Source organism: Nocardioides luteus, from assembly GCF_000960475.2.
GTDB classification, from domain to species: domain Bacteria; phylum Actinomycetota; class Actinomycetes; order Propionibacteriales; family Nocardioidaceae; genus Nocardioides; species Nocardioides luteus_A.
On the sequence record NZ_JZDQ02000005.1, the window covers coordinates 67,451 to 87,136 of the forward strand.

22 protein-coding genes are annotated in these 19,686 nt (G+C 71.5%); 15 read left to right on the forward strand and 7 right to left on the reverse strand.

Annotation, left to right across the window (positions count from 1 at the left end):
* Positions 1–3: 3 nt before the first annotated feature.
* A complete protein-coding gene (locus UG56_RS04530; protein WP_256206431.1) occupies positions 4–1,113 on the forward strand; it encodes a GlxA family transcriptional regulator in 1,110 nt (369 codons plus the stop codon).
* Positions 1,114–1,119: 6 nt separating this feature from the next.
* On the opposite strand, the gene UG56_RS04535 is transcribed toward UG56_RS04530, so the two are convergent.
* Entirely contained in the window at positions 1,120–1,959 is an 840-nt protein-coding gene (locus UG56_RS04535) for a helix-turn-helix transcriptional regulator (RefSeq protein WP_071326872.1), read from the reverse strand.
* A 101-nt stretch (positions 1,960–2,060) separates the two neighbouring features.
* On the opposite strand from UG56_RS04535, the gene UG56_RS04540 reads away from it, so the two are divergent.
* Positions 2,061–2,768, forward strand: coding sequence for an SDR family NAD(P)-dependent oxidoreductase (locus UG56_RS04540; protein ID WP_045551999.1), 708 nt, complete (start codon positions 2,061–2,063; stop codon positions 2,766–2,768).
* On the opposite strand, the gene UG56_RS04545 is transcribed toward UG56_RS04540, so the two are convergent.
* Positions 2,762–3,523, reverse strand: coding sequence for an HAD-IIA family hydrolase (locus tag UG56_RS04545; RefSeq protein WP_045552000.1), 762 nt, complete (start codon positions 3,521–3,523; stop codon positions 2,762–2,764). The two genes, UG56_RS04540 and UG56_RS04545, sit on opposite strands and share 7 nt — an antisense overlap.
* Before the next feature lie 76 nt (positions 3,524–3,599).
* On the opposite strand from UG56_RS04545, the gene UG56_RS04550 reads away from it, so the two are divergent.
* From UG56_RS04550 to UG56_RS27450, 3 genes are all read left to right on the forward strand, one after another.
* Complete coding sequence (locus tag UG56_RS04550; RefSeq protein ID WP_143054908.1) at positions 3,600–3,818, forward strand: hypothetical protein; 219 nt, start codon at positions 3,600–3,602, stop codon at positions 3,816–3,818.
* Positions 3,819–3,890: 72 nt separating this feature from the next.
* Positions 3,891–4,712 carry an alpha/beta fold hydrolase gene (locus UG56_RS04555; protein ID WP_045551997.1) on the forward strand — a complete coding sequence of 274 codons (822 nt, stop codon included), beginning with the start codon at positions 3,891–3,893 and terminating at the stop codon, positions 4,710–4,712.
* A 69-nt stretch (positions 4,713–4,781) separates the two neighbouring features.
* Complete coding sequence (locus UG56_RS27450; protein ID WP_084100492.1) at positions 4,782–5,645, forward strand: helix-turn-helix domain-containing protein; 864 nt, start codon at positions 4,782–4,784, stop codon at positions 5,643–5,645.
* Here UG56_RS27450 and UG56_RS04560 read toward each other — a convergent pair.
* Complete coding sequence (locus tag UG56_RS04560) at positions 5,532–6,713, reverse strand: MFS transporter (RefSeq protein WP_084100495.1); 1,182 nt, start codon at positions 6,711–6,713, stop codon at positions 5,532–5,534. The genes UG56_RS27450 and UG56_RS04560 overlap by 114 nt on opposite strands.
* A 183-nt stretch (positions 6,714–6,896) precedes the next feature.
* Between UG56_RS04560 and UG56_RS04565 the strand changes: the two genes are divergently transcribed.
* Complete coding sequence (locus UG56_RS04565) at positions 6,897–7,655, forward strand: SDR family NAD(P)-dependent oxidoreductase (protein ID WP_045551801.1); 759 nt, start codon at positions 6,897–6,899, stop codon at positions 7,653–7,655.
* A 108-nt stretch (positions 7,656–7,763) separates the two neighbouring features.
* Here the strand turns inward: UG56_RS04565 and UG56_RS04570 are convergent, their stop codons facing one another.
* The 3 genes from UG56_RS04570 to UG56_RS04580 all read right to left on the reverse strand — a co-directional run bounded on the left by UG56_RS04570 (position 7,764) and on the right by UG56_RS04580 (position 9,496).
* Positions 7,764–8,213 (reverse strand): hypothetical protein, encoded by a 450-nt coding sequence (locus UG56_RS04570; protein WP_045551802.1) that lies wholly within the window; start codon positions 8,211–8,213, stop codon positions 7,764–7,766.
* Complete coding sequence (locus tag UG56_RS04575) at positions 8,213–8,575, reverse strand: hypothetical protein (protein WP_045551803.1); 363 nt, start codon at positions 8,573–8,575, stop codon at positions 8,213–8,215. Before UG56_RS04575 ends, UG56_RS04570 begins: the two co-directional genes overlap by 1 nt.
* A 75-nt stretch (positions 8,576–8,650) precedes the next feature.
* Positions 8,651–9,496 (reverse strand): SDR family NAD(P)-dependent oxidoreductase, encoded by an 846-nt coding sequence (locus tag UG56_RS04580; RefSeq protein WP_045551804.1) that lies wholly within the window; start codon positions 9,494–9,496, stop codon positions 8,651–8,653.
* Positions 9,497–9,617: 121 nt separating this feature from the next.
* Between UG56_RS04580 and UG56_RS04585 the strand changes: the two genes are divergently transcribed.
* The 8 genes from UG56_RS04585 to UG56_RS04620 all read left to right on the forward strand — a co-directional run bounded on the left by UG56_RS04585 (position 9,618) and on the right by UG56_RS04620 (position 18,043).
* A complete protein-coding gene (locus tag UG56_RS04585) occupies positions 9,618–10,445 on the forward strand; it encodes a helix-turn-helix transcriptional regulator (protein ID WP_442756958.1) in 828 nt (275 codons plus the stop codon).
* A 106-nt stretch (positions 10,446–10,551) separates the two neighbouring features.
* Entirely contained in the window at positions 10,552–11,829 is a 1,278-nt protein-coding gene (locus tag UG56_RS04590) for an amidohydrolase family protein (protein WP_256206432.1), read from the forward strand.
* 1 nt (position 11,830) lies between these two features.
* Entirely contained in the window at positions 11,831–12,571 is a 741-nt protein-coding gene (locus UG56_RS04595) for an ABC transporter ATP-binding protein (protein ID WP_143054909.1), read from the forward strand.
* Positions 12,568–13,437 (forward strand): ABC transporter permease, encoded by an 870-nt coding sequence (locus UG56_RS04600; protein ID WP_045551746.1) that lies wholly within the window; start codon positions 12,568–12,570, stop codon positions 13,435–13,437. Before UG56_RS04595 ends, UG56_RS04600 begins: the two co-directional genes overlap by 4 nt.
* A 28-nt stretch (positions 13,438–13,465) precedes the next feature.
* Positions 13,466–14,686, forward strand: a complete 1,221-nt coding sequence (locus UG56_RS04605) for a hypothetical protein (RefSeq protein ID WP_256206433.1) — start codon at positions 13,466–13,468, stop codon at positions 14,684–14,686.
* A 5-nt stretch (positions 14,687–14,691) separates the two neighbouring features.
* Entirely contained in the window at positions 14,692–16,035 is a 1,344-nt protein-coding gene (locus UG56_RS04610; RefSeq protein ID WP_045551750.1) for an FAD-binding oxidoreductase, read from the forward strand.
* Positions 16,035–16,808, forward strand: a complete 774-nt coding sequence (locus UG56_RS04615) for a creatininase family protein (RefSeq protein WP_045551747.1) — start codon at positions 16,035–16,037, stop codon at positions 16,806–16,808. Before UG56_RS04610 ends, UG56_RS04615 begins: the two co-directional genes overlap by 1 nt.
* Positions 16,805–18,043 (forward strand): amidohydrolase family protein, encoded by a 1,239-nt coding sequence (locus tag UG56_RS04620; protein ID WP_071326875.1) that lies wholly within the window; start codon positions 16,805–16,807, stop codon positions 18,041–18,043. The genes UG56_RS04615 and UG56_RS04620 overlap by 4 nt, the downstream gene beginning before the upstream one ends.
* On the opposite strand, the gene UG56_RS04625 is transcribed toward UG56_RS04620, so the two are convergent.
* Positions 18,021–18,602, reverse strand: coding sequence for a helix-turn-helix domain-containing protein (locus UG56_RS04625; protein ID WP_045546892.1), 582 nt, complete (start codon positions 18,600–18,602; stop codon positions 18,021–18,023). The two genes, UG56_RS04620 and UG56_RS04625, sit on opposite strands and share 23 nt — an antisense overlap.
* Positions 18,603–18,749: 147 nt before the next feature.
* Between UG56_RS04625 and UG56_RS04630 the strand changes: the two genes are divergently transcribed.
* On the forward strand, positions 18,750–19,208 hold the full coding sequence (locus UG56_RS04630) for an agglutinin cell wall attachment protein (RefSeq protein ID WP_084100501.1): 459 nt from the start codon (positions 18,750–18,752) through the stop codon (positions 19,206–19,208).
* The last annotated feature ends 478 nt before the right edge of the window (positions 19,209–19,686 follow it).

Here is a 19,686-nt window from a genome sequence, read left to right on the forward strand (position 1 = left end):
GGAGTGACCGACATATCCAAGTCCGTGCTGGAGCCGGCAGCAGCCGAGTTCGCTGACCTGCCCTGCCTGTCCGACCGCGGCCCCGCCGATGGTCGTGTGCCCACGTCCCACGTCCGCCGGCGGATCGCGTTCCTGCTCTTCGACGGGGTGAAGATGCTCGACTACGTCGGTCCCGCCGAGGTCTTCGTCGAGGCCAACCAGGCCGTGGACGGCTACGACATCGTGCTGCTCTCGCCGGACGGGAAGGACGTGGTGACCTCGCTCGGCAGCCGGGTCTCCGTGCACGGGGCGGCCCACGAGGTGGGCGATCTCGACACCGTGATCGTGCCGGGGAGCGAGCTGCCACCCCACGAGTTCGTACGCAGCCCGGTGACCGAGGCGGCGAGCGCGCTCGCTTCGCGTGCCCGACGGGTGGTCTCGATCTGCAGCGGCGCCTTCGTGCTCGCCGAGATCGGCCTGCTCGACGGCCGGCGCGCGACGACGCACTGGAAGTTCGCGCCGGAGCTCCAACGTCTGTATCCGAGCGTGCGGGTCGAGCCCGACGCGATCTTCGTCCGTGACGGCGAGATCCTCACCTCGGCCGGCGTCGCGGCGGGCATCGATCTGGCGCTCGCCCTGGTCGAGGACGACCACGGCGCCGACGTCGCGCGCCAGGTCGCGCAGCTCCTGCTCGTCTACCTGCAGCGCTCCGGCGGTCAGTCGCAGTACTCGGTCCCGCTGCGGGCCCGGGCGCAACCGGCGTCGATCGTCCGCCGTGCGACCGATCTGGTCGATGCCGATCCCACCCGCGCCTGGACCGTGACCGACCTCGCCCGTCTCGTCTCGACCAGCCCGCGCCACCTGGCCCGGCGCTTCCGCGACGAGCTCGGCCAGTCACCCTCCGAGTACGTCACCGCGGTGCGCTTCGACCTCGCCCGGATGCGCCTCGAGGTCGGTGCCAGCGTGACCGAGACGGCGGCGCAGTCGGGATACGGCAGCCCCGAGGCGCTGCGGCGTACGTTCATCGCGCGGCTCGGCATCTCCCCGTCGCAGTACCAGCGCCGGTTCCGGTCCGCACTGCCGGCCGAACGCGGCCGGCGCAAGGGACGAGCCGAGTTCGAGCTGGCGGACTGAACCGCCTCAGAGCGCCTGGTTGCCGACGACCGTCACCAGCGCCAGGCGCTCGGCATCCTCGGTGCCGGGCTCGGCGGTGTAGACCATGATCCGCAGGCCCTCGACGGCGACGGTCAGCGTGTCGCAGTCGAGCGCGATCCGGCCGACCGTGGGGTGCTCGATGATCTTGTGGCGCGCCGGTTCATGGTGCTGGGAGGGGTCGGCGCTCTCCCACAGGTCGGCGAAGTGCGGGCTGGCGGCGCGCAGGTCGTCGAGGAGCCGTCGCAGCCGCTGGTCACCGGGGTAGCGAGCCGCGGTGAGCCTCAGGTCGCCGACCAGGCCCGCCTGCAGCGCCTCGGTCTCCGCCTGGGTGGTGACCGCCCGGCTGCTGGGGCCGACGAAGTTGCGCCACACCGCGTTGCGCTCGCGGCTCTCCCAGGTCGTGGTCTCTCCCATGAGCGCGTCGTAGGCCTCGTTGGCGATCACCAGGTTCCATGCCGCGTCGTAGACCACGACCGGGGTGTGCGCCAGCCGGTCGAGGAGCCGCTGCACGCTGGGCGGAACCCGCGAGGAGACCACCTCCCGGCCGGGAGTGGCATGCCCGGCGAGGCGGAACAGCAGGTCACGGTCGGCGTCCGGGAGCCGGAGCGCCCGGGCGAGCGCCTCGACCACCTGCGCCGACGGTGAGGTCGCCCGCCCCTGCTCGAGCCGGGTCAGGTAGTCGACCGAGATGCCGGCCAGGCTCGCGACCTCCTCGCGCCGCAGCCCGGTGGCCCGGCGCCGCCCGCCCGCCGGCAGGCCGACCGAGGTCGGCTCCACGCGGTCGCGCCAGCGACGCAGCACCCGGCCGAACTCCGATGACTCCACCCCACCAGTCTCCGACATGGCCGAGCCGATGTCCTGGCCCTGCCGGTCCTACGAAAACCGGACCGCTTCCTAGGGCCGCGTCGCCGACGCAGCCTGGAGACATGACCACCACACTGATCACCGGGGCCAACAAGGGTCTCGGCAAGGAGACCGCCCGCCGCCTTATCGCCGCCGGGCACACCGTCTACGTCGGCGCCCGTGACGAGGCCCGTGGCCGGGCCGCGGCCGCCGAGCTCGGCGCCCGGTTCGCACGCATCGACGTCACCGACGACGCCTCCGTCACCACTGCGGCCGAGCAGATCGCCGCCGACGGCGGCCTGGACGTACTCGTCAACAACGCCGGCGTCGAACCGCGGCTGGCCGGCAACGCCATCCCGACCGCCGCCGACGAGAGTGTCGAGGACGTACGCGCCACCTTCGAGACCAACCTGTTCGGCGGGCTCCGGGTGACCCGGGCCTTCGTCCCGCTGCTGCTGAAGTCGCCGGCACCCGTCATCGTCAACGTCTCCAGCGGCCTGGCCTCGCTCGGCATGCTCAGCGACCCCGAGGGCTTCACCTACTTCTACCGGGGCCTGAGCTACCCGGCCTCCAAGGCCGCCGTCAACGCCGCCACCATCCAGCTCGCCAAGGCCTACCCGAGCATCCGGATCAACGCGGTCGAACCCGGTTTCACCGACACCGACCTCAACGGCCACACCGGCACCCAGACCGTCGAGGAGGGTGCCGAGATCATCGTCCGGATGGCGCAGCTCGGCCCGGACGGCCCGACCGGGACGTACGTCTCGGGCCAGGGCCCGCTGCCCTACTGATCCTGTTCCTGCTGCTGGACGAGCGGCAGTACGTCGGCGATGGAGGAGACCACGCGCGTGGGCCGGAACGGGAAGGTCTCGACCTGCTCGGGCCTGGTCGACCCGGTCTCGACGAGGATCGTGCGCATCCCGGCCTCGAGGCCGCTGATGATGTCGGTGTCCATCCGGTCGCCGATCATCACCGTGGTCTCGGAGTGAGCCTCGAGCTGGTTGAGGGCGCTGCGCATCATCAGCGGGTTGGGCTTGCCGATGTAGTAGGGCGCCCGGTTGGTCGCGGCGCTGATCAGCGCGGCCACGGAGCCGGTGGCGGGGAGGGTGCCCTGCGGGCTCGGCCCGCTCGGGTCCGGGTTGGTCGCGATGAACCGGGCGCCGCCCTCGATCAGCCGGATCGCCCGGGTGATCGACTCGAACGAGTAGGTGCGGGTCTCGCCCAGCACGACGTAGTCGGGGTCGTTCTCCGTCATCACGTAGCCGACCGCGTGCAGCGCGGTCGTCAGGCCGGCCTCGCCGACGACGTAGGCCGATCCGTCCGGGCGTTGGTCGGCGAGGAACTGCGCGGTCGCCATGGCCGAGGTCCAGATCGACTTCTCGGGCACGTCCAGGCCGGAGCGGAGCAGTCGGACCCGCAGGTCGCGCGGGGTGTAGATCGAGTTGTTGGTCAGCACCATGAACGGCACCGATGCCTCGGTGAGCTTCTTCAGGAACTCGGCGGCGCCCGGGATCGGCTCCTCCTCGCGCACCAGGACACCGTCCATGTCGGTCAGCCATGTGTTGATGGGGCGCTCGTCGATCACGAAGACATCCTCGCCCACGGATCGCTGGATTGGCGAGATGGAGTTCACCGACGGCGAGCCGGTGCCGGATCGGCCGGCGATGGCCGAGGTCGAGGCGTATGTCGAGACCGCCGGCCCCGACACCCGAGCCGTCCGGCTGCGGCCGACCGCAAGCGGCCCGTCCGTTGCGGTCGGGGTGCGCTCGAAGGTGTCCGGATTCGTGGGGTATCGGGCAGATGGGGCGGGGCGGTGGAGGGTACCGAGCGCCGAGGATTGACGTGGCGTCGGGACCGCGACAGCTTCGGCGATGGGGGCGGCGGACCGACGTATGACTGCGAGGACTCCCACCATGCCAACCTTCACCACCTCTGACGGCACCGAGATCTACTACACCGACTGGGGCGCCGGGAAGCCCGTCGTGCTGAGCCACGGCTGGCCGCTCAGCTCGGACGCCTGGGCGGCCGTGGCCAAGCTGCTCGCCGACGCCGGCTACCGCGTCATCTCCCACGACCGCCGGGGTCACGGCCGTTCGACCAACACCGACCTCGGGCACGACATGGACACCTACGCCCGCGACCTGGCCGAGCTCGTCGAGCACCTCGACCTCACCGAGCTCGTCGTGATCGGCCACTCGACCGGCGGCGGCGAGGTCGTCCGCTACGCCGCCCAGCATGGCAAGGGTCGCGTCCGCAAGGTCGTCACCGCCGGCGCGGTGCCGCCGGTCATGGTCCAGTCGGAGACCAACCCCGAGGGCACGCCGATCGAGGTCTTCGACGGCATTCGTGCCGGTGTGCTGGCCGACCGTTCGCAGTTCTACAAGGACCTGGCGGTGTCGTTCTACGGCTTCAACCGCGAGGGTGCCAAGGTCTCGCAGGGCCTCATCGACGACTTCCAGCGTCAGGGGATGCTGGCCGGTCTCGTCGCTGCGTACAACTGCGTCAAGGTCTTCTCCGAGACCGACTTCACCGAGGACTTGAAGGCGCTCGACGTGCCGATCCTGATCGCGCACGGTGGCGACGACCAGATCGTGCCGATCGCTGCCGCCGCCGACAAGGCGATCAAGCTCGTGTCCGACGGCACCCTGAAGGTCTACGAGGGTGCTCCGCACGGCGTCGCCGGCGACTACCAGGACGCCCTCGTCGCCGACATCCTCGAGTTCATCGCCGACTGAGGCTCGGGAATAGCCCGGCGGCGGCCGCGCGCTGCCTCAGGTGTGAACCAGGACCGCACGGCATGGGAGATGACGTTCGCCTACCAGGAGGAGCTGGCCGCCGGCTCCGCCGGTGAGGACGTACGCAACGCCGGCTGGTTGCTCGTCGACGACGGCACGGTCGTGCTGACCGCCGCCGGGCAGTCGCACCTGCTCCGCGCGGGCGACGCGGCTCTGGTCGGGGGACAGGTCAGACACCGGCTGGCGACCCACGACGGGGCGGTGCTCACCCGAGCCGACCTGCGGGCGGTCGCGGTGGCGTACCCGCTCGCGAACCCGCTGGTCGTGCGCGACTTCGTCGGCCGGCACGGCGGCGTGGCCGAGCTCGTGCGGCGGTGCCCGCTGGCGGGCCCCTGCCGGCCGTCGGCGCTGTTCGCCTCGGGCTACGCATCGCTGCTCGGCGCCGCGATGACCGCCTCCTGGCTGGAGGACACCGGGCGCGGGACCGACGGTCCCGCGCCCGTCCTCGACCCGGCCGTGGCCCAGGTGCTGTCTGCGTTGATCGACGATCCAGGACGGGCCTGGTCCGTCGAGTCGATGGCGGAGTCGGTGCACCTGTCGAGGTCCGCACTGGGGGAGCGGTTCCGGCGCAGCCTGGGGCAGAGCCCGAGCGAGGCGCTGCGGGACGTACGGATGCGCGCGGCCCGCCACCTGCTCGCCGGCAGCGACCGTCCGGTCGAGCAGGTGGCGTACGCCGTGGGCTACGGGTCGGGCGCAGCGTTCAGCCGGGCCTTCACCGCCACCCACGGGATCGGGCCGCAGGCCTGGCGCGAGGATCCTTCAGGAGCGCGGGACGCGGAGCGCACCGAAGCCCGCCGCGGCGACGGCCGCACCGATCGCGCCGATGAGGAGCACGCGCCCGACGCCGTACTCGTCGAGGACCGCGCCTCCTAGCGCTGCACCGAGGGTGATCGCCACCTGGAACGCGGTCACCTGGAGCGCCAGCGCCGACTCGGTGCGATCGGGCTCGACGCGGGTGACCCACAGCTGCGTGCCGACCGGCACCATGTTGAACCCGAACCCCCACACGAGCATCGCCAGCGCCATCACCGGTGTGCTCTCGGCGAGGACGGTCAGCACCAGCCCGCCGGCGAGGAGGAGCGGCGCCACGGTCACGACCGCCCGCAGCCGGTGGGAGAACCGGCCGGCCGCAAGGTTGCCGAAGAGCCCGCCGACGCCCCACAGCGCCAGCATCCACATGCCCGCGCCGGGGGAGGTCTCGGCGATGGCGATCCGGATGAACGGGTACGCGACGAAGTTCCCGAGCACCACCACGACGAGCACCACCACGCCGGCCACCAGGAGCGGGTTGCGGAGGGCCTGACGCATCATGGTGAGCCCGGCCGCCGGGTGGGCGGGCACCGGCGGGAGCGCCCGCGCCAGCGCCGCGGCAGAGACCAGGCTCAGCACCGTCGCCGCCCCGAACCCCCAGCGCCAGCCCGGCCCGTCGGCGAGCAGCGAGCCCAGCGGCAGGCCGACGATCGTGGCCCCGGTGACACCCAGCGCGATCGAGGTCGAGATGACGTGGTCACGGCCGGGCGATGCGTACGTCCCGACGGCAAAGGCGAAGGACCAGTAGCCGGCGATCGCCGCCCCGAGGACCAGCCTGCCGAGGAGCAGGACGACGAAGCCGGGCGCCACCGCGACCGCCAGGTTGGCGACCGCGGCGGCGACGAGCAGGCCGACCAGCAACGTACGCCGGTCCATCCGGGGGAACACCATGGCGATGGTCGGCGCGGTGGCCGCCCCGGCGATCGCGGTCGCGGCCACCGCCAGCCCGGCAGTGCCCTCGCTGATCCCGAGGTCGCGCGCCATCGTGGGCAGCACGCCCGCGGGCAGGAACTCGCTCGAGACCAGGATCGCGATCCCGGCGGCGAGCGCGATCACGGGCGCGGCGCGCCCGGAGGTCGTGGTCGGTGGGGTGGTCGGGGTGGCGGTCGAAGCCGGCGAAGTCGATGTCACCCTTCGATCGTCGCCGTGATCCGGCCGCCCGAGTTGATCATCCGTCGCCCGTGCTTGACCGGATGGCCGGTGGTGACGAAAAGCGCCCCTCGTTGCCCACAAAGAGCGAACCGAGCAGGATCAGGCAAGAGATCACCAGGAACGGTCTAGGGCATCGGTTCGTCAGGCACCAGGGTCGAAGACATGAACATCTCTCTCATCACCGGTGGTAGCTCGGGCATCGGCCAGAGCACGGCTCTCCAGCTCTCACGTCAGGGAACCGGCGTGATCGTGACCTACCGCAACAACCCCGACGGGGCCGAGGCGACCGTCGAGCAGATCACGAGGTCGGGTGGGACCGCGGCAGCGCTCCCGCTCGATGTCGGCAGCGTCGAGACCTTCGACGGCTTCGTGGAGGACGTACGACGCTGCCTGAAAGACGTCTGGCAGGCCGACCGTCTCACCGGCCTGGTCAACAACGCGGGGCTCTCGCGGGCACTGCCCTTCGACCAGATGGACGTCGGGACGTTCGACGAGCTCTCCGACGCTCTGCTCAAGGGGCCCTACTTCCTCACGCAGCGGTTGCTGCCCGTCCTTGCGGACGGAGGCGCCATCGTGAACACATCCAGCAACGCCGCCGGGCTGACGGGACTCACGCCCGGATTCTCGGCGTACGGCGCACTGAAGGGTGCCGTCGTGGTGTGGACCCGGTACCTGGCCAAGGAGCTCAGCCCGCGAGGGATCCGGGTCAACTCGGTCGCCCCGGGGCCGACTCGGACCCGGCTCGGCGACGACGGGTTCGCCAAGCACCCGGAGCTCATCGCCCCGCTCGCGGCCCAGACGGCCCTGGGCCGGATCGGCGAGGGCGAGGACATCGCCGGCGTGATCGCCTTCCTCCTGTCCGACGGCGGTGGCTGGATCACCGGCCAGGACATCGAGGCCTCCGGCGGGTTCAATCTCTAGAACGCTGTGCGCAGCGCCTCCGGGAGTGCCTGCTCGGGAAGGTCCCGGAAGCGCCGCCGTGGCATCGCCCAGGTGACGGCCACGCCGGCCGGATCCGGCGCCGAGGGCTCAGTCGAGGACGCCGAGGGCGACGAGCAGGACGAGGGTGAAGGTGATCGCGGCGAGGATCCCGTGGCCGTAGATCACCGGGCGCGGGATCTCGTGCTCGGCGACGTCGTACGGCCGGCGGACCGGATCACCGACCTCGTCGGTCTCCTCGGCGAGGACGAAGCGATCAGGTTTCATGGTCTGGGCGAACAGGACGGCACCGAGGCTTATGCCGGCGGCGAGCATGCCGACGGCGACCCAGGCGAACGCGCGCTCCTCGGTGATGATGAAGCCCAGCCACGCGGCGAAGGCGCCTCCGGTCAGGGTGGGGTGGGAGAGCAGGGCCGGGCCCGGGAGCCGCGAGTTGCGGATGGCTGCGGGCGGGGCGCCGAAGCGGCTAGCGGTGCCGAACATGAACGCTCCGGCGGCCATCGTGAAGAGCCAGACGAGCACCACCCCGTTCGTCACCATCAGCGGGCTCCTCGCCACGCCGCGAGCCAACCGGCCTCCAGGGCGGCGTCGAGCAGGTAGGTCCAGCGGATCCGGCCCTGGGGGACGTACACGAGATCGATCGCGAGCAGGGTGAGAGCGGTGCCCTGGCCGATCCGGCGGGCGGCGACCGGCTCACCGGCCCGGGCGGCGGCGATCTGCGCCGCGCCGTTGACGCAGAGCAGGCCGGCGACCGTGTACTCGAGCCAGCGGTCCTGCTTGGGCCCGAACACCCACTCGAAGCTGCGCAGGCTCAGCAGCGGCCACAGACCCGCGACGATGTTGAACACGCCCTGGGGGACCGCGGGCCCGGTCGGCGCATCGGAGGTGGATGACGGCTGCATCCTCGGGCGGTACCCGCGGACGCCGTCCGATATGTCACCTGCCCGAGGCTCGGGCAGGTGACCGGCGTCGGAGGCTCAGCCGCTGTGCACCCCCGCGATCCCGACGGCCCGGGAGATGACGGCGTCGGCGAGAGGATCGGGCAGGCGCCCGATCATGGGCAGCATCCCGGCGCCCCGTCCGGCGGTGTAGAGGGTGCGTGGCCGAGGCGTGGTGATGGCCTTGACCAGCACCTTCGCGATCGAGTCCGGGTCGGCCAGGGCCATCTTCGCCCCCGCCTCGTCGGCCGCGGCGATCATCGGCGCATACAGCCGCTGGACCTGCGGGTCGGTCCGCTCGAACGAGTCCTCTGCGGCGGCGCGGGCGCGCGCGAAGATCGGGGTGTCCGCCGCCGTCGGCTCGACGATGACGACCTTGATGCCCCACGGCGCCAGCTCTCCGCGGAGTGCCACCGAGAGTGACTCGAGCGCGGCCTTGCTGGCCGAGATCGGACCCATCAGCGGCACGGCCCGGCGCGCGGTCGGCGCGGACACGTTGACGATCCGGCCGGGGCCGGGACGCAGCAGCGGCAGGAACGCCCGGATGACGGTCGCGGGACCGAGCACGTTGACCCGCAGCTGCCGCTCCAGCTCGGTGCCCTCGACCAGCTCCAGCGGGCCCTGCACGATGATGCCGGCGTTGTTGACGACGGCGTCGAGCGGGTCGGCGCCGAGCTGCGCTGCGACCGCCTTCGCCGCAGCGGTCACGGAGGCCTCGTCGGTGACGTCCACCTCCACCGGAACCACCCCGGTGAGGTCGTCGAAGGCGCGCGCGAGGTCGCGGTCGCGTACGCCGGCGAAGACCCGGTGGCCCTGGCCCGCGAGCATCCGCACGGTCGGTACGCCGATGCCGCCGGTCGCTCCGGTGATGAACACGTTGCTCATGTCTTTCCTCGTTCCTCGGGATCTGTCGGGCGATACGACGATCGTGACGAACCACGAGGGCGCCAACCAGATGCAGCGGATGCTGGTAGCCGGATCACCAGGCTTGGGCACAATGGAGGTCGTGACCACCGTCGACCTGCGCCGCGAGCTCGGCGACTTCCTCCGCAGCCGTCGCGAGCGCCGGCGGCCCGAGGACGTCGGCCTGCGGGTGAGCGGGCGCCGACGTACGCCGGGGCTGCGTCGCGAGGAGGTGGCGACCCTCTCCGCGGTGAGCGTGACCTGGTACACCTGGCTGGAGCAGGGGCGAGCGGACGTACGGGCGTCTCGGCAGGTGCTCTCCAGCATCGCCGAGGTCCTCGGCCTCGACGACCTCGAGACCCAGCACCTCTTCCAGCTGTCGGGGGAGCTGCCGCCGCGGCGCGCGGAGCGCTCCGACGCCGGTCGCTACCAGCGGCTGCTCGACCACCTCGACCCGAACCCGGCGTTCGTGGTCGACCGCCACTTCTTCATCGTCGCCTGGAACCGGGGCGCGGAGCTGCTCTTCCCCGGCCTGGACCAGCTCGCCGACTCCGAGCGAAACGTCATCTGGCAGACCTTCACCTCGCCGCAGGTGCGCGCGATGTCCGAGAGCTGGGAGGCCGAGGCTGCCGAGGCGGTCGCCTTCTTCCGCTCGCAGACGGCCGTCGACATGGCCGACCCGGAGGTCGCCAAGCTGGTCGCCGACCTGGAGTCGGTCAGTGACGAGTTCCGTACGCTGTGGGGTCGGCGTGACCTGGCCGCGATCGGCTCGCACACCCGGGTGGTGCGCCATCCGAGCCTCGGGCGGGTCGAGCTGGAGCTCACCAAGATGCGCACCGTCGACGACGAGCTGACCCTGGTCGCCTACCTGGCGCCGCCCGGATCCGAGGTGCTCGGCGCCCTCGCCGACGCCGTGCGCCACACGCCCTAGCCGGGTTTCATCGAGGAGGACCGAAACGGTTACGCCGCCGAAATAACCGCTCCTTACGCTCGAAAATGTTCATCTCATCAACATTTTGAGCGGAGAGGGGGCGCCGATGACCGGGGCACGAGGTACGGGACAGGTCGGTCCGGTGGACGGTCCGGCGTCCCTGGCCGGCGTGGAGCTGACCGCCCTGCGCAACGTACGCCTCCTCGACGGCACCCTCGCCGACCTCGATCTCGCGGCCGGTGAGATCACCGTCGTCCGGCCGGTCGAGGGCGGCCCCGGGACCGACGCCACGGGCTGGCGGCTGGTCCCCGGCGCAGGTGAGCCGCACGCCCACCTGGACAAGGCGCTGAGCGCGGAGCTGATCACGCCCGGCCCGCGGGCGGGCAACGACCTGGTCGCGGCGATCGAGCAGTGGCGTGCGCTCGTCCCCACGCTCACCGCAGCCGACTTCGCCGACCGCGCCCGGCGGGCGGTCCACCGCTACGTGGCGAACGGCATCACCACGATCCGTACGCATGCCGACGCGCTCCTCGCCGGCGACCCGCTGCGTGGGGTCGACGCCCTGCTCGGGCTACGGGAGGAGCTTCGGGGCGTGGTCACCCTCCAGGTCTGCCTGCTCGCCGGGCAGGACGTCCCGGACGCGGTGATCGAGGACGCGATCGGCCGTGGCATCGACGTCCTCGGCGGCTGCCCCCACCTGGCCGAGGAGCCGGCCAAGGAGACCAGCCGCATCCTCGACCACGCCGAGCGGTCCGGTCTCCCCGTCGACCTGCACACCGACGAGCAGACCACCACCCACCACCTCGACCTCGCCGATCTCGCCGAGCAGGTCATCGCCCGGGGCCTGCAGCAGCAGGTGACCGCCTCCCACTGCGTACGCCTCGGCATGCTCGACCACGACCGTCGCCGTCCCGTCGTGGACCTGGTGGCGAAGGCGGGGATCGGCATCGTGACCCTTCCGATCACCAACCTCTACCTGCAGGGACGCGACGCCGACGGGGCGGTGCCGCGGGGCCTCACCGCCCTCCGGGCGCTGCTCGACGCGGGGGTGCCGGTCGCGGCCGGTGCCGACAACCTGCGCGACCCCTTCAACCCGGTCGGCCGGGCGGACCCGTTCGAGACCACCTCGCTCCTGGTCGCCGCCGGACACCTGCGGCCGGCGGAGGCGCTCGCCGCCGTCACGACGACCACCCGCACCGTGCTCGGGCTCCCGGCCGCGGGCACGGGACCGGGCAGCCGGGCGGACTTCCTGCTCGTCCCCGACGTACCTCTCGACGAGGTCGTCGCCGGCGCCCGGACCGCCCGCGTAGTGGTCCACGGCGGCCGCGTGCTCGCCGACACCCGCGTCAGCACCGTCCTCGATCTCGATCCCATGCCGAGGTGACATGAAAACGACCACCGCCACGCTCGCCCTCACCGGGGTGACCAAACGCTTCCCGACCGGCACGACGGCGCTGACCGGGGTCGACCTGAGCGTCGACGCCGGCGAGTTCGTCTCCGTCGTCGGCCCCTCCGGTTGCGGCAAGTCCACCCTGCTCCGGCTGGCCTCGGGACTCGAGGAGGCCACTGTCGGCCGTGTCGACGTCGACGCGGGCACCAGCAGCTACGTCTTCCAGGACCCCACCCTGCTGGAGTGGCGCAGCGCCCGGAAGAACGTCGAGCTGATCGGCGAGCTGAGCGGGCTCCCGAAGTCACAGCGGCAAAAGGCTGCCCAGGAGGCGCTGGATCTCGTCGGTCTCACCGGCTTCGAGAAGCAGCACCCGCGCCAGCTCTCCGGAGGCATGCGGATGCGGGTCTCGATCGCCCGCGCGCTGGTCGCCGAGCCCGACCTCGCCCTCTTCGACGAGCCGTTCGGTGCCCTCGACGAGATCACCCGGCTGGCGATGCAGACCGAGCTGCAGCGGCTCTTCAGGCTCAAGGGCTTCGCCGGTCTCTTCATCACCCACTCCGTGGCCGAGGCCGTCTACCTCTCCACCCGCGTCGTGGTGATGAGCGGCCGGCCGGGCCGGATCGTGGCCGAGATCCCGGTGCCCTGGGAGTTCCCGCGCCCGCCCGAGCTGCGGTTCGAGTCCGACTTCGCCCACCTGGTCGGCCAGGTCTCCCAGGCACTGGAGGAGCACGCATGAGCACCGAGCTGGTTGTGGGCCCGGACATCGCCGCTGCGACCGAGGCCGCTCCCGTTGAGCCGACCACAAGACGTACGCCGCCACTGCTGCGCCGGGCCGTCGCCAAGGTCGTGCCGATGATCGCGGCGCCCGGCGGTCTGGCGGGGCTGTGGTACCTGGTGACGTACGTCGTCCTGAGCGAGGACAAGCGGTTCCTGCTCCCGCCGCCGCACCAGGTCTTCGGGGAGACCCTCGGCCGGCCGGAGATCATGCAGCCGATGCTCGCGGCGCTGTGGCAGTCGGTCCAGGTCGCGCTGGCCGGTCTGCTGATCTCGGTGGTGATCGGGATGGCCTGGGCGATGGTGATGGCCCAGACCCGGCTGCTGGAGAAGGTGCTCTATCCCTATGCCGTCATCCTGCAGACGGTCCCGATCCTGGCGCTGACCCCGCTGATCGGGATCTGGATGGGCTACGGCATCTCGGCCCGGATCGTGGTCTGCGTGATCATCGCGGTCTTCCCGATGATCGCCAACACGCTCTTCGGCCTGCAGTCGGCGACCGCGCCGGCCCACGACCTCTTCACCCTCAACCGGGCGACCCGGCTGCAGCGGCTGCTCAAGCTGCAGCTGCCGGCGGCGATGCCCGCGATCTTCACCGGCCTGCGCAACGCCGCCGGGCTGTCGGTCATCGGCGTGATCGTCGGTGACTTCTACTTCCAGCAGGGCAGCCCCGGCATCGGCGGGCTGCTCCGGGTCTACACGCTGCGGCTCAGCATGGAGCCGCTCTTCATGGCGATCATCCTCACCGCCCTCTTCGGGGTCGTCGTCTTCTCGGCCTTCGCAGCTCTCGACCGTGCCGTCATCGGCAAGTGGTACGGCGAGCGCTGACCCTCCACCCTCACGAAACGGACACCGCATGAACAGCGTCTCGAACCGCGCCTTGAATCGTCCCCTGAACCGACCCAGACACCGCCGCGCCGCCGCCCTGATCGCACTGGCCACTGTCGTACCGCTGGCCCTGACCGGCTGCGGGAGCGACTCCGGCGCCGCCAGCACCGCGAGCGCCGGGGAGGTGACGAAGGCGGAGAAGGGCAGCGCGAAGGACCTCTCCGACGTGTGCCCGGCGACCGTGGTGATGCAGCAGGACTGGCAGCCGGAGGCCGAGCACGGCGGCATGTACAGCCTGGTCGGCGAGGGCTACACCGTCGACACCGACAAGAAGTCCGTCACCGGTCCGCTCGTCTCCGGAGGCGTCGACACCGGTGTGAAGATCGAGGTCCGCTCGGGCGGTCCGGCGACCGGCTTCCAGCCCGTCCCGGCGACGATGTACCTCGACAAGGACATCCTCATCGGGGCGGTCAACACCGACGCCGCGATCGCCGCCGCGGCGAAGCAGCCCACCGTGGCCCTGACCTCCCAGCTGACCGTCTCGCCGCAGATCCTGATGTGGGACCCGAAGAGCCAGGACGGTGCGAAGACCATCGCCGACGCCGCGAAGGACGGCGACCCGGTCGTGACCGCCGGCGACGTGATCCCGGCGCTGCTAGAGTCGCAGGGGATGATCGAGAAGAAGCAGTCGGACCTCTCCTACGAGGGCACCCCGCAGCGCTTCGTCACCGAGCCCACGATCCTGCAGCAGGGGTTCGCCACCGCGGAGCCCTACATCTACGAGAAGGAGATCAGCAGCTGGGGCAAGCCGATCGGCTACCAGCTCCTCTCCGAGGTCGGCTACGACATCTACCCCGAGCCGATCGCGGTCCGCGCCGAGGACGTCGAGAAGGAGGCCGACTGCCTCGAGAAGCTCGTCCCGGTGATGCAGCAGGCCGAGATCGACTACCTGGCCGACCCGGACTGGGCCAACAGGATCATCGTCGACATCGTCGACCGCTACCAGACCGGCTGGACCTACAGCGAGGGCGTCGCCGCGTACGCCGCCAAGACGATGACCGACCTCGACCTGGTCCACGACGACCCGAAGTCGGGGGTCTTCGGGCAGATCGACGGCGAGCGGATGAAGCAGGTCGTCGAGACCTTCGCGCCGATCATGAAGCAGGCCGGCACGATCGGCTCCGACGACATCGACCCGGAGTCGCTCTACGACAACCGGTTCATCGACGACTCGATCTCGATGAAGTGACGCCGATGACGATCTCGCAGCGCACGTCCCTGGTGACCGCCCAGGTCGCCGACCGCCTCGGCGCGGACCGGGTCGAGACCGACCCGGCCGCGCTGGTCAAGCTCTCCTCGGACTGGTCGCGGATGTCACCGATCCTCCAGGAGAAGGTGCCGAGCGGCCGCTACGTCGCCGACGCCATCGTCCGGCCGCGGACCGAGCAGGAGGTCGCCGACGTGCTGGCGATGGCCTACGAGCACGACGTGCCGGTCGTCCCGCGCGGCGCCGGCACCGGCAACTACGGCCAGGCGACCCCGTTCACCGGCGGGATCATCCTCGACCTCCGCGGCCTGGACGCGATCGAGGTGCTGGCCGACGGCGACGTACGCGCCGGGGCCGGTGCCCGGATGACGAAGATCGACAAGGTGGCCCGGGAGGCCGGGCGCGACCTGTGGATCTTCCCCTCCACCAAGGGCTCCACGATCGGCGGCTTCATCGGTGGCGGCAGCGCCGGCACCGGGACGATCGAGCACGGCACCACCTCCGACGGGTTCGTCACCGAGCTCACGGTGGCGCCGATGGACGGGAGCGGCCGGCTCCTCACCGTGCGGGGCGAGGAGACGCTGCCCTACATCCACGCCTACGGCGTGACCGGCGTCGTGACCTCGGTGGTGGTCCGCACCGATCCCGCGCGGGACTGGGTGGCGGTCTACGCCGCCTTCGACAGCTGGGACGCGATGGTGGCCGTGCACCGCCGGCTGCTGGACCTGCCGGTGCTGCCGCGGCTGGCCTCGGGCGACGAGCCCGCGCTGGTCCCGACCCTGACCACCAACGTCGATCTCGACCCGGCTCAGCACAGCCTGCGGGTGATCGCCGAGGCCTCCACGGTCGCCGCGATCGAGTCGCTGGTCGTGGCGGCCGGGGGCAGCGTACGGGCGTGTCTGGAGGACTACGCCGCGACCGACCTGCTCTCCGGGATGTCCTACAACCATCCGGTCTACTTCCTCCAGCGCGCCCACCGCGACCGGAGCTGGTTCCACATGGAGACCGGGGGAGAGCTCTACTGGACCGACGCCGACCGGGTGCGCGAGGTCTACGACGGGCCGGTCTGGCTCCACCTCGAGCTGATGGGGAGGGGACCGCTGGCGATGGTGGTCGCCGAGTACGTCTCCGAGGAGCAGGTCCTGGCCGGCATCCCGCGCTTCGACGAGATCGGCGTGGGCGTGCACTCGCCCCACCAGTGGTACGTCGACCGCAACCTCGAGCTCGTCACCGAGGTCGCGCGCGAACGCGACCCCAAGGGCCTGCTCAACCAGGGCAAGCTCACCGACCACGCCCTGGTCGACACCCGCGTCAACATCGGAGTCCGCTGATGCCCCGTTTCGCCGACCTCACCGCGCCGGAGATCGCCGAGCTGCCGCCGGACACCGTGGCGGTCCTCGGTCTCGGCGCGATCGAGCAGCACGGTCCCCACCTGCCGGTCTCGACCGACTACGTGATCGCCGCCGAGGCTGCCGAAGCCGCCGTGGCGGCCGTGGCCGAGGCGGGCAGCGCCTCCGTGGTGCTGCTCGAACCCCTGGCCTACACGAAGTCCGACGAGCACTCCTGGTCGCCCGGCACGATCTGGCTCTCCTGGGACACCCTGATGCGGGTGCTCGTCGACATCGGCCGCTCGCTGAGCACCTCCGGGATCACCCGGCTGCTCTTCGTCAACGGGCACGGCGGCAACTCCGCGCTCGGCCAGGTCGCCAGCCGGGAGCTGCGCAAGCAGTTCGGGCTGGCCACTTTCTTCGCGCACCTCTCGGTGCCGCCGGACCAGGGCGGCCGATCGTCGCGGGAGGACGAGCTCGGGCTCGGTATCCACGGCGGCCACGGGGAGACCTCCATGATGCTTCACCTGCGGCCGGAGCTTGTCCACCAGGATCGAGGCGAGCGGAAGGTGCCTTCGCATCTCGCCGGTTATCAGCACATCGGCTTCGGCAAGCCGGTCTCCTTCGGCTGGCTCTCCGACGACTTCGGCACCGACGGCTATCTCGGCGACCCGACCACCGCGACCGCCGAGGATGGCAAGGCCCGCTTCGAGGCCGGGGTCGCGACGCTGGCCGAGGTCATCGTGGAGGCCGCTCGCTTCTCGCCGTCGGCATGACGCTGCGGATCACAGGGGCGGCCGCGGGGGATCTCGAGGTCGAAGGGCCCGACGATGACCTGGACGCCTCGGGGTGCCTGGTCACGCCGGGCCTGGTCAACGCCCACCACCACCTCCTGCAGACCGCGTTCCGCACCCTCCCCGGCACCCGTGGCGTCCCCATGGCGACCTGGCTGCCCACCATGGCCGCGGCCTACGACCGGGTCGGGGTGGACACCGAGCTCACCTACGCGGCCGCCCGGGCCGGGCTCGCCGAGTCGCTGCTCTGCGGGGTCACGACGGTCGCCGACCACCACCTGACCTGGCCGGCCCCGCTGACTCCCGAGGAGACGGTGCCGCTGGCGCAGGGAACCGCCCGGGCGGCGGCGGAGCTCGGCGCCCGCCTGGTGTTCGTCCGTGGTGCCGCCCGGGACGACCCCGAGACCGCGGCGCACAGCGCCGACCTGATCGCCGAGGCGCTGGTGGGGGAGGCGCCCGGCGGGGTGAGCGCCGACGGGATGCTGCAGGTCGCGGTCGGCCCGGCCGGGGTCCACTCCGACCCGGAGCCGACCTTCCGGCTGCTCGGGGAGGTGGCGGCCCGGCGCGGGCTGCGGCGGCGTACGCAGGCCAACGAGCAGGTCGACGTCGCGATCGCGGCCGAGCGCTACGGCCGGCGCCCGATCGACCTGCTGGAGGAGTGGGGCTGGCTCGCGCCCGACGTGACCCTGGCCCACCTGTGCGACGTGACGCCGGACGAGATCCGGCGGCTCGCAGTGGCCGGGGTGAGCGGCACCCACGCGCCCGGCTGCGACCTGCCGATGGGGTGGGGGATCGCGCCGGTCGCCGCGCTCCGGGAGGCCGGGATCGAGGTCGGCCTCGGCACCAGCGGCGGCGGCAGCAACGACGCCGGCCACCTGCTGGCCGACGCTCGCCTCGCCATGCAGGTGGCGCCGCTGGTCGGTCCGCCGCTGGCCGCCGCCGACGTGCTCGAGATGGCGACGGCCGGCTCTGCGGCCGGTCTCGGCCGCCCCGGGCTGGGGTCGGGGCCGGACCTGTGCGTCTGGGACGTCTCCGGTGTCGCCGACGCCGGGGTCCACGACCCCGTCGCCGGACTGCTGTGGGCCTCGCCCGGGCGACGACCGCGGCACGTGGTCGTGGCCGGCCGGGTCGTCGTACGCGACGGCGTGCTCGTCACCGCCGACGAGCACGAGATCGCGGCCGGGCTGAGGCGGTTCAGCGCCTGCGCTGCTCCTTGACCACCAGCAGCCGGAAGAGCCCGCCGTCGGCGCTGGCCCACCGGTGACGTACGCCGCCGGGGATGTAGACCGAGTCGCCGGTCTCCATGACCTGCTCCTCCTCGTCCAGGTCGATCCGCAGCGTGCCGCCCACCACGTAGACGAACTCGTCCTCGTCGTGCTGCCAGTAGCGGTCCCAGGCGGTCTCGTCGCCGGCGAACTCCATCGGGATGAACGCATGGTCGGCCCCGGCGACGAGCGCCTGGACCGCACCGTTGGAGGCCTCCGCGGTGCCGGGGCCGGAGCGGCGTACGACCGCTGCCGGGCCGGTGGAGACGCTCTCGACGCTGTCCGCCAGGAGCCCCTGCTGGGTCGTGCCCAGGGTCTGCGCGATCCGGAACAGCGAGGACATCGAGGGGCGCGCCATCCCGCGCTCGATCTGGCTCAGGAACGGGTGGGACAGGTCGGTCGCCTCGGCGAGCTGGACCAGGGTCATGCCCTGTGCCTTGCGCAGCTCCCGCACGCGGGCACCCAGCCGCAGCACCGAGCGATCCAGGGACTGTCGCGGGTTCCGGGTCACCCGCTCAACCTAGCCCCGAACCTGGTCCGGCGGTCACGGTGCCATGAGGAACTCACCGTCCCGTGACGTGTGGGAAACACCTCGCCGTGCCGAACCCCGGGACGATGGTCCCGGAATGCGGTCGACAGCGGTAGTAGGTTGAACGCCATGACCGTTCCTCCTGTGGTCAGACAGGAACAGCTCATCGATGAGATCGCCCTCCACCTCGCCGACGAGGTAGAGGGCGACTGGTCCACGTTGGTCTTCAACCACCGCAACCTGTCGATGTTCTTCACCGGTCGCATCGACGTGCACCGACCCGACGGCAGCCTCGCCTACGCCAAGCCGCCCGACAGCATCCTCGCGCTGACCGACGAGCTCAGGCGGGTGATGTACGAACCCGGCAAGGGCGCCTGGTTCTCCGCCCGCTGGACCATCGCCAGCGGCGAGGGCGAGGGGGAGAAGAACTTGACGAAGGTCGTGTTCAACTACGACGACGAGCCGGTCTGGCGCTGGCCGGCCCATCCGGGGCTGTACGCGCTCGACCTCGAGACCTTCCCCCGTGACGAGGACCGCATCCCCGCCTGGCTCCGGCAGAAGATCAACGGCGCTCGCAGGACGTTGTAGCCCTCCCGTCACGGGGTGAGACGAGTCGCTCCGCGAGGGCGCACGTCCACTGGCTGCCGAGCCTCTCGGGGGTGCTGAGCCTCCGTGACCGAGGTCGGCTGTTCCAGGGCCGGCACGAAGTACAGGAGATTGCGGTTCCGTCCGGTTCCGCGCACCGCGCGACACCTGGAGCCGGGTTCAGCACTCCCGCGGGGGAGCGGAACCTGGGAGTGATCGGCGGCATGCCCTCTTCCGATGAGGGCCAGAACGATCCGCAGACCGGTCAGTGCCGCGATACCGACCGCCATGACCAGCAAGGTCTCGAATGTCATGGGGCGACCTCGATTCTTCCGGTGAACACGCGGCTCGTGCCGCACGTTGTCTCGGAATGGTGACTGCCGTCACACCGGCTGGACAGCGCTCGGCGAGGGAAACGCCCGTCGCCATCACCCCATGCGGAAAGCGCCCAGGATTTGGCGATCCGGGCGCCCGCCACCCG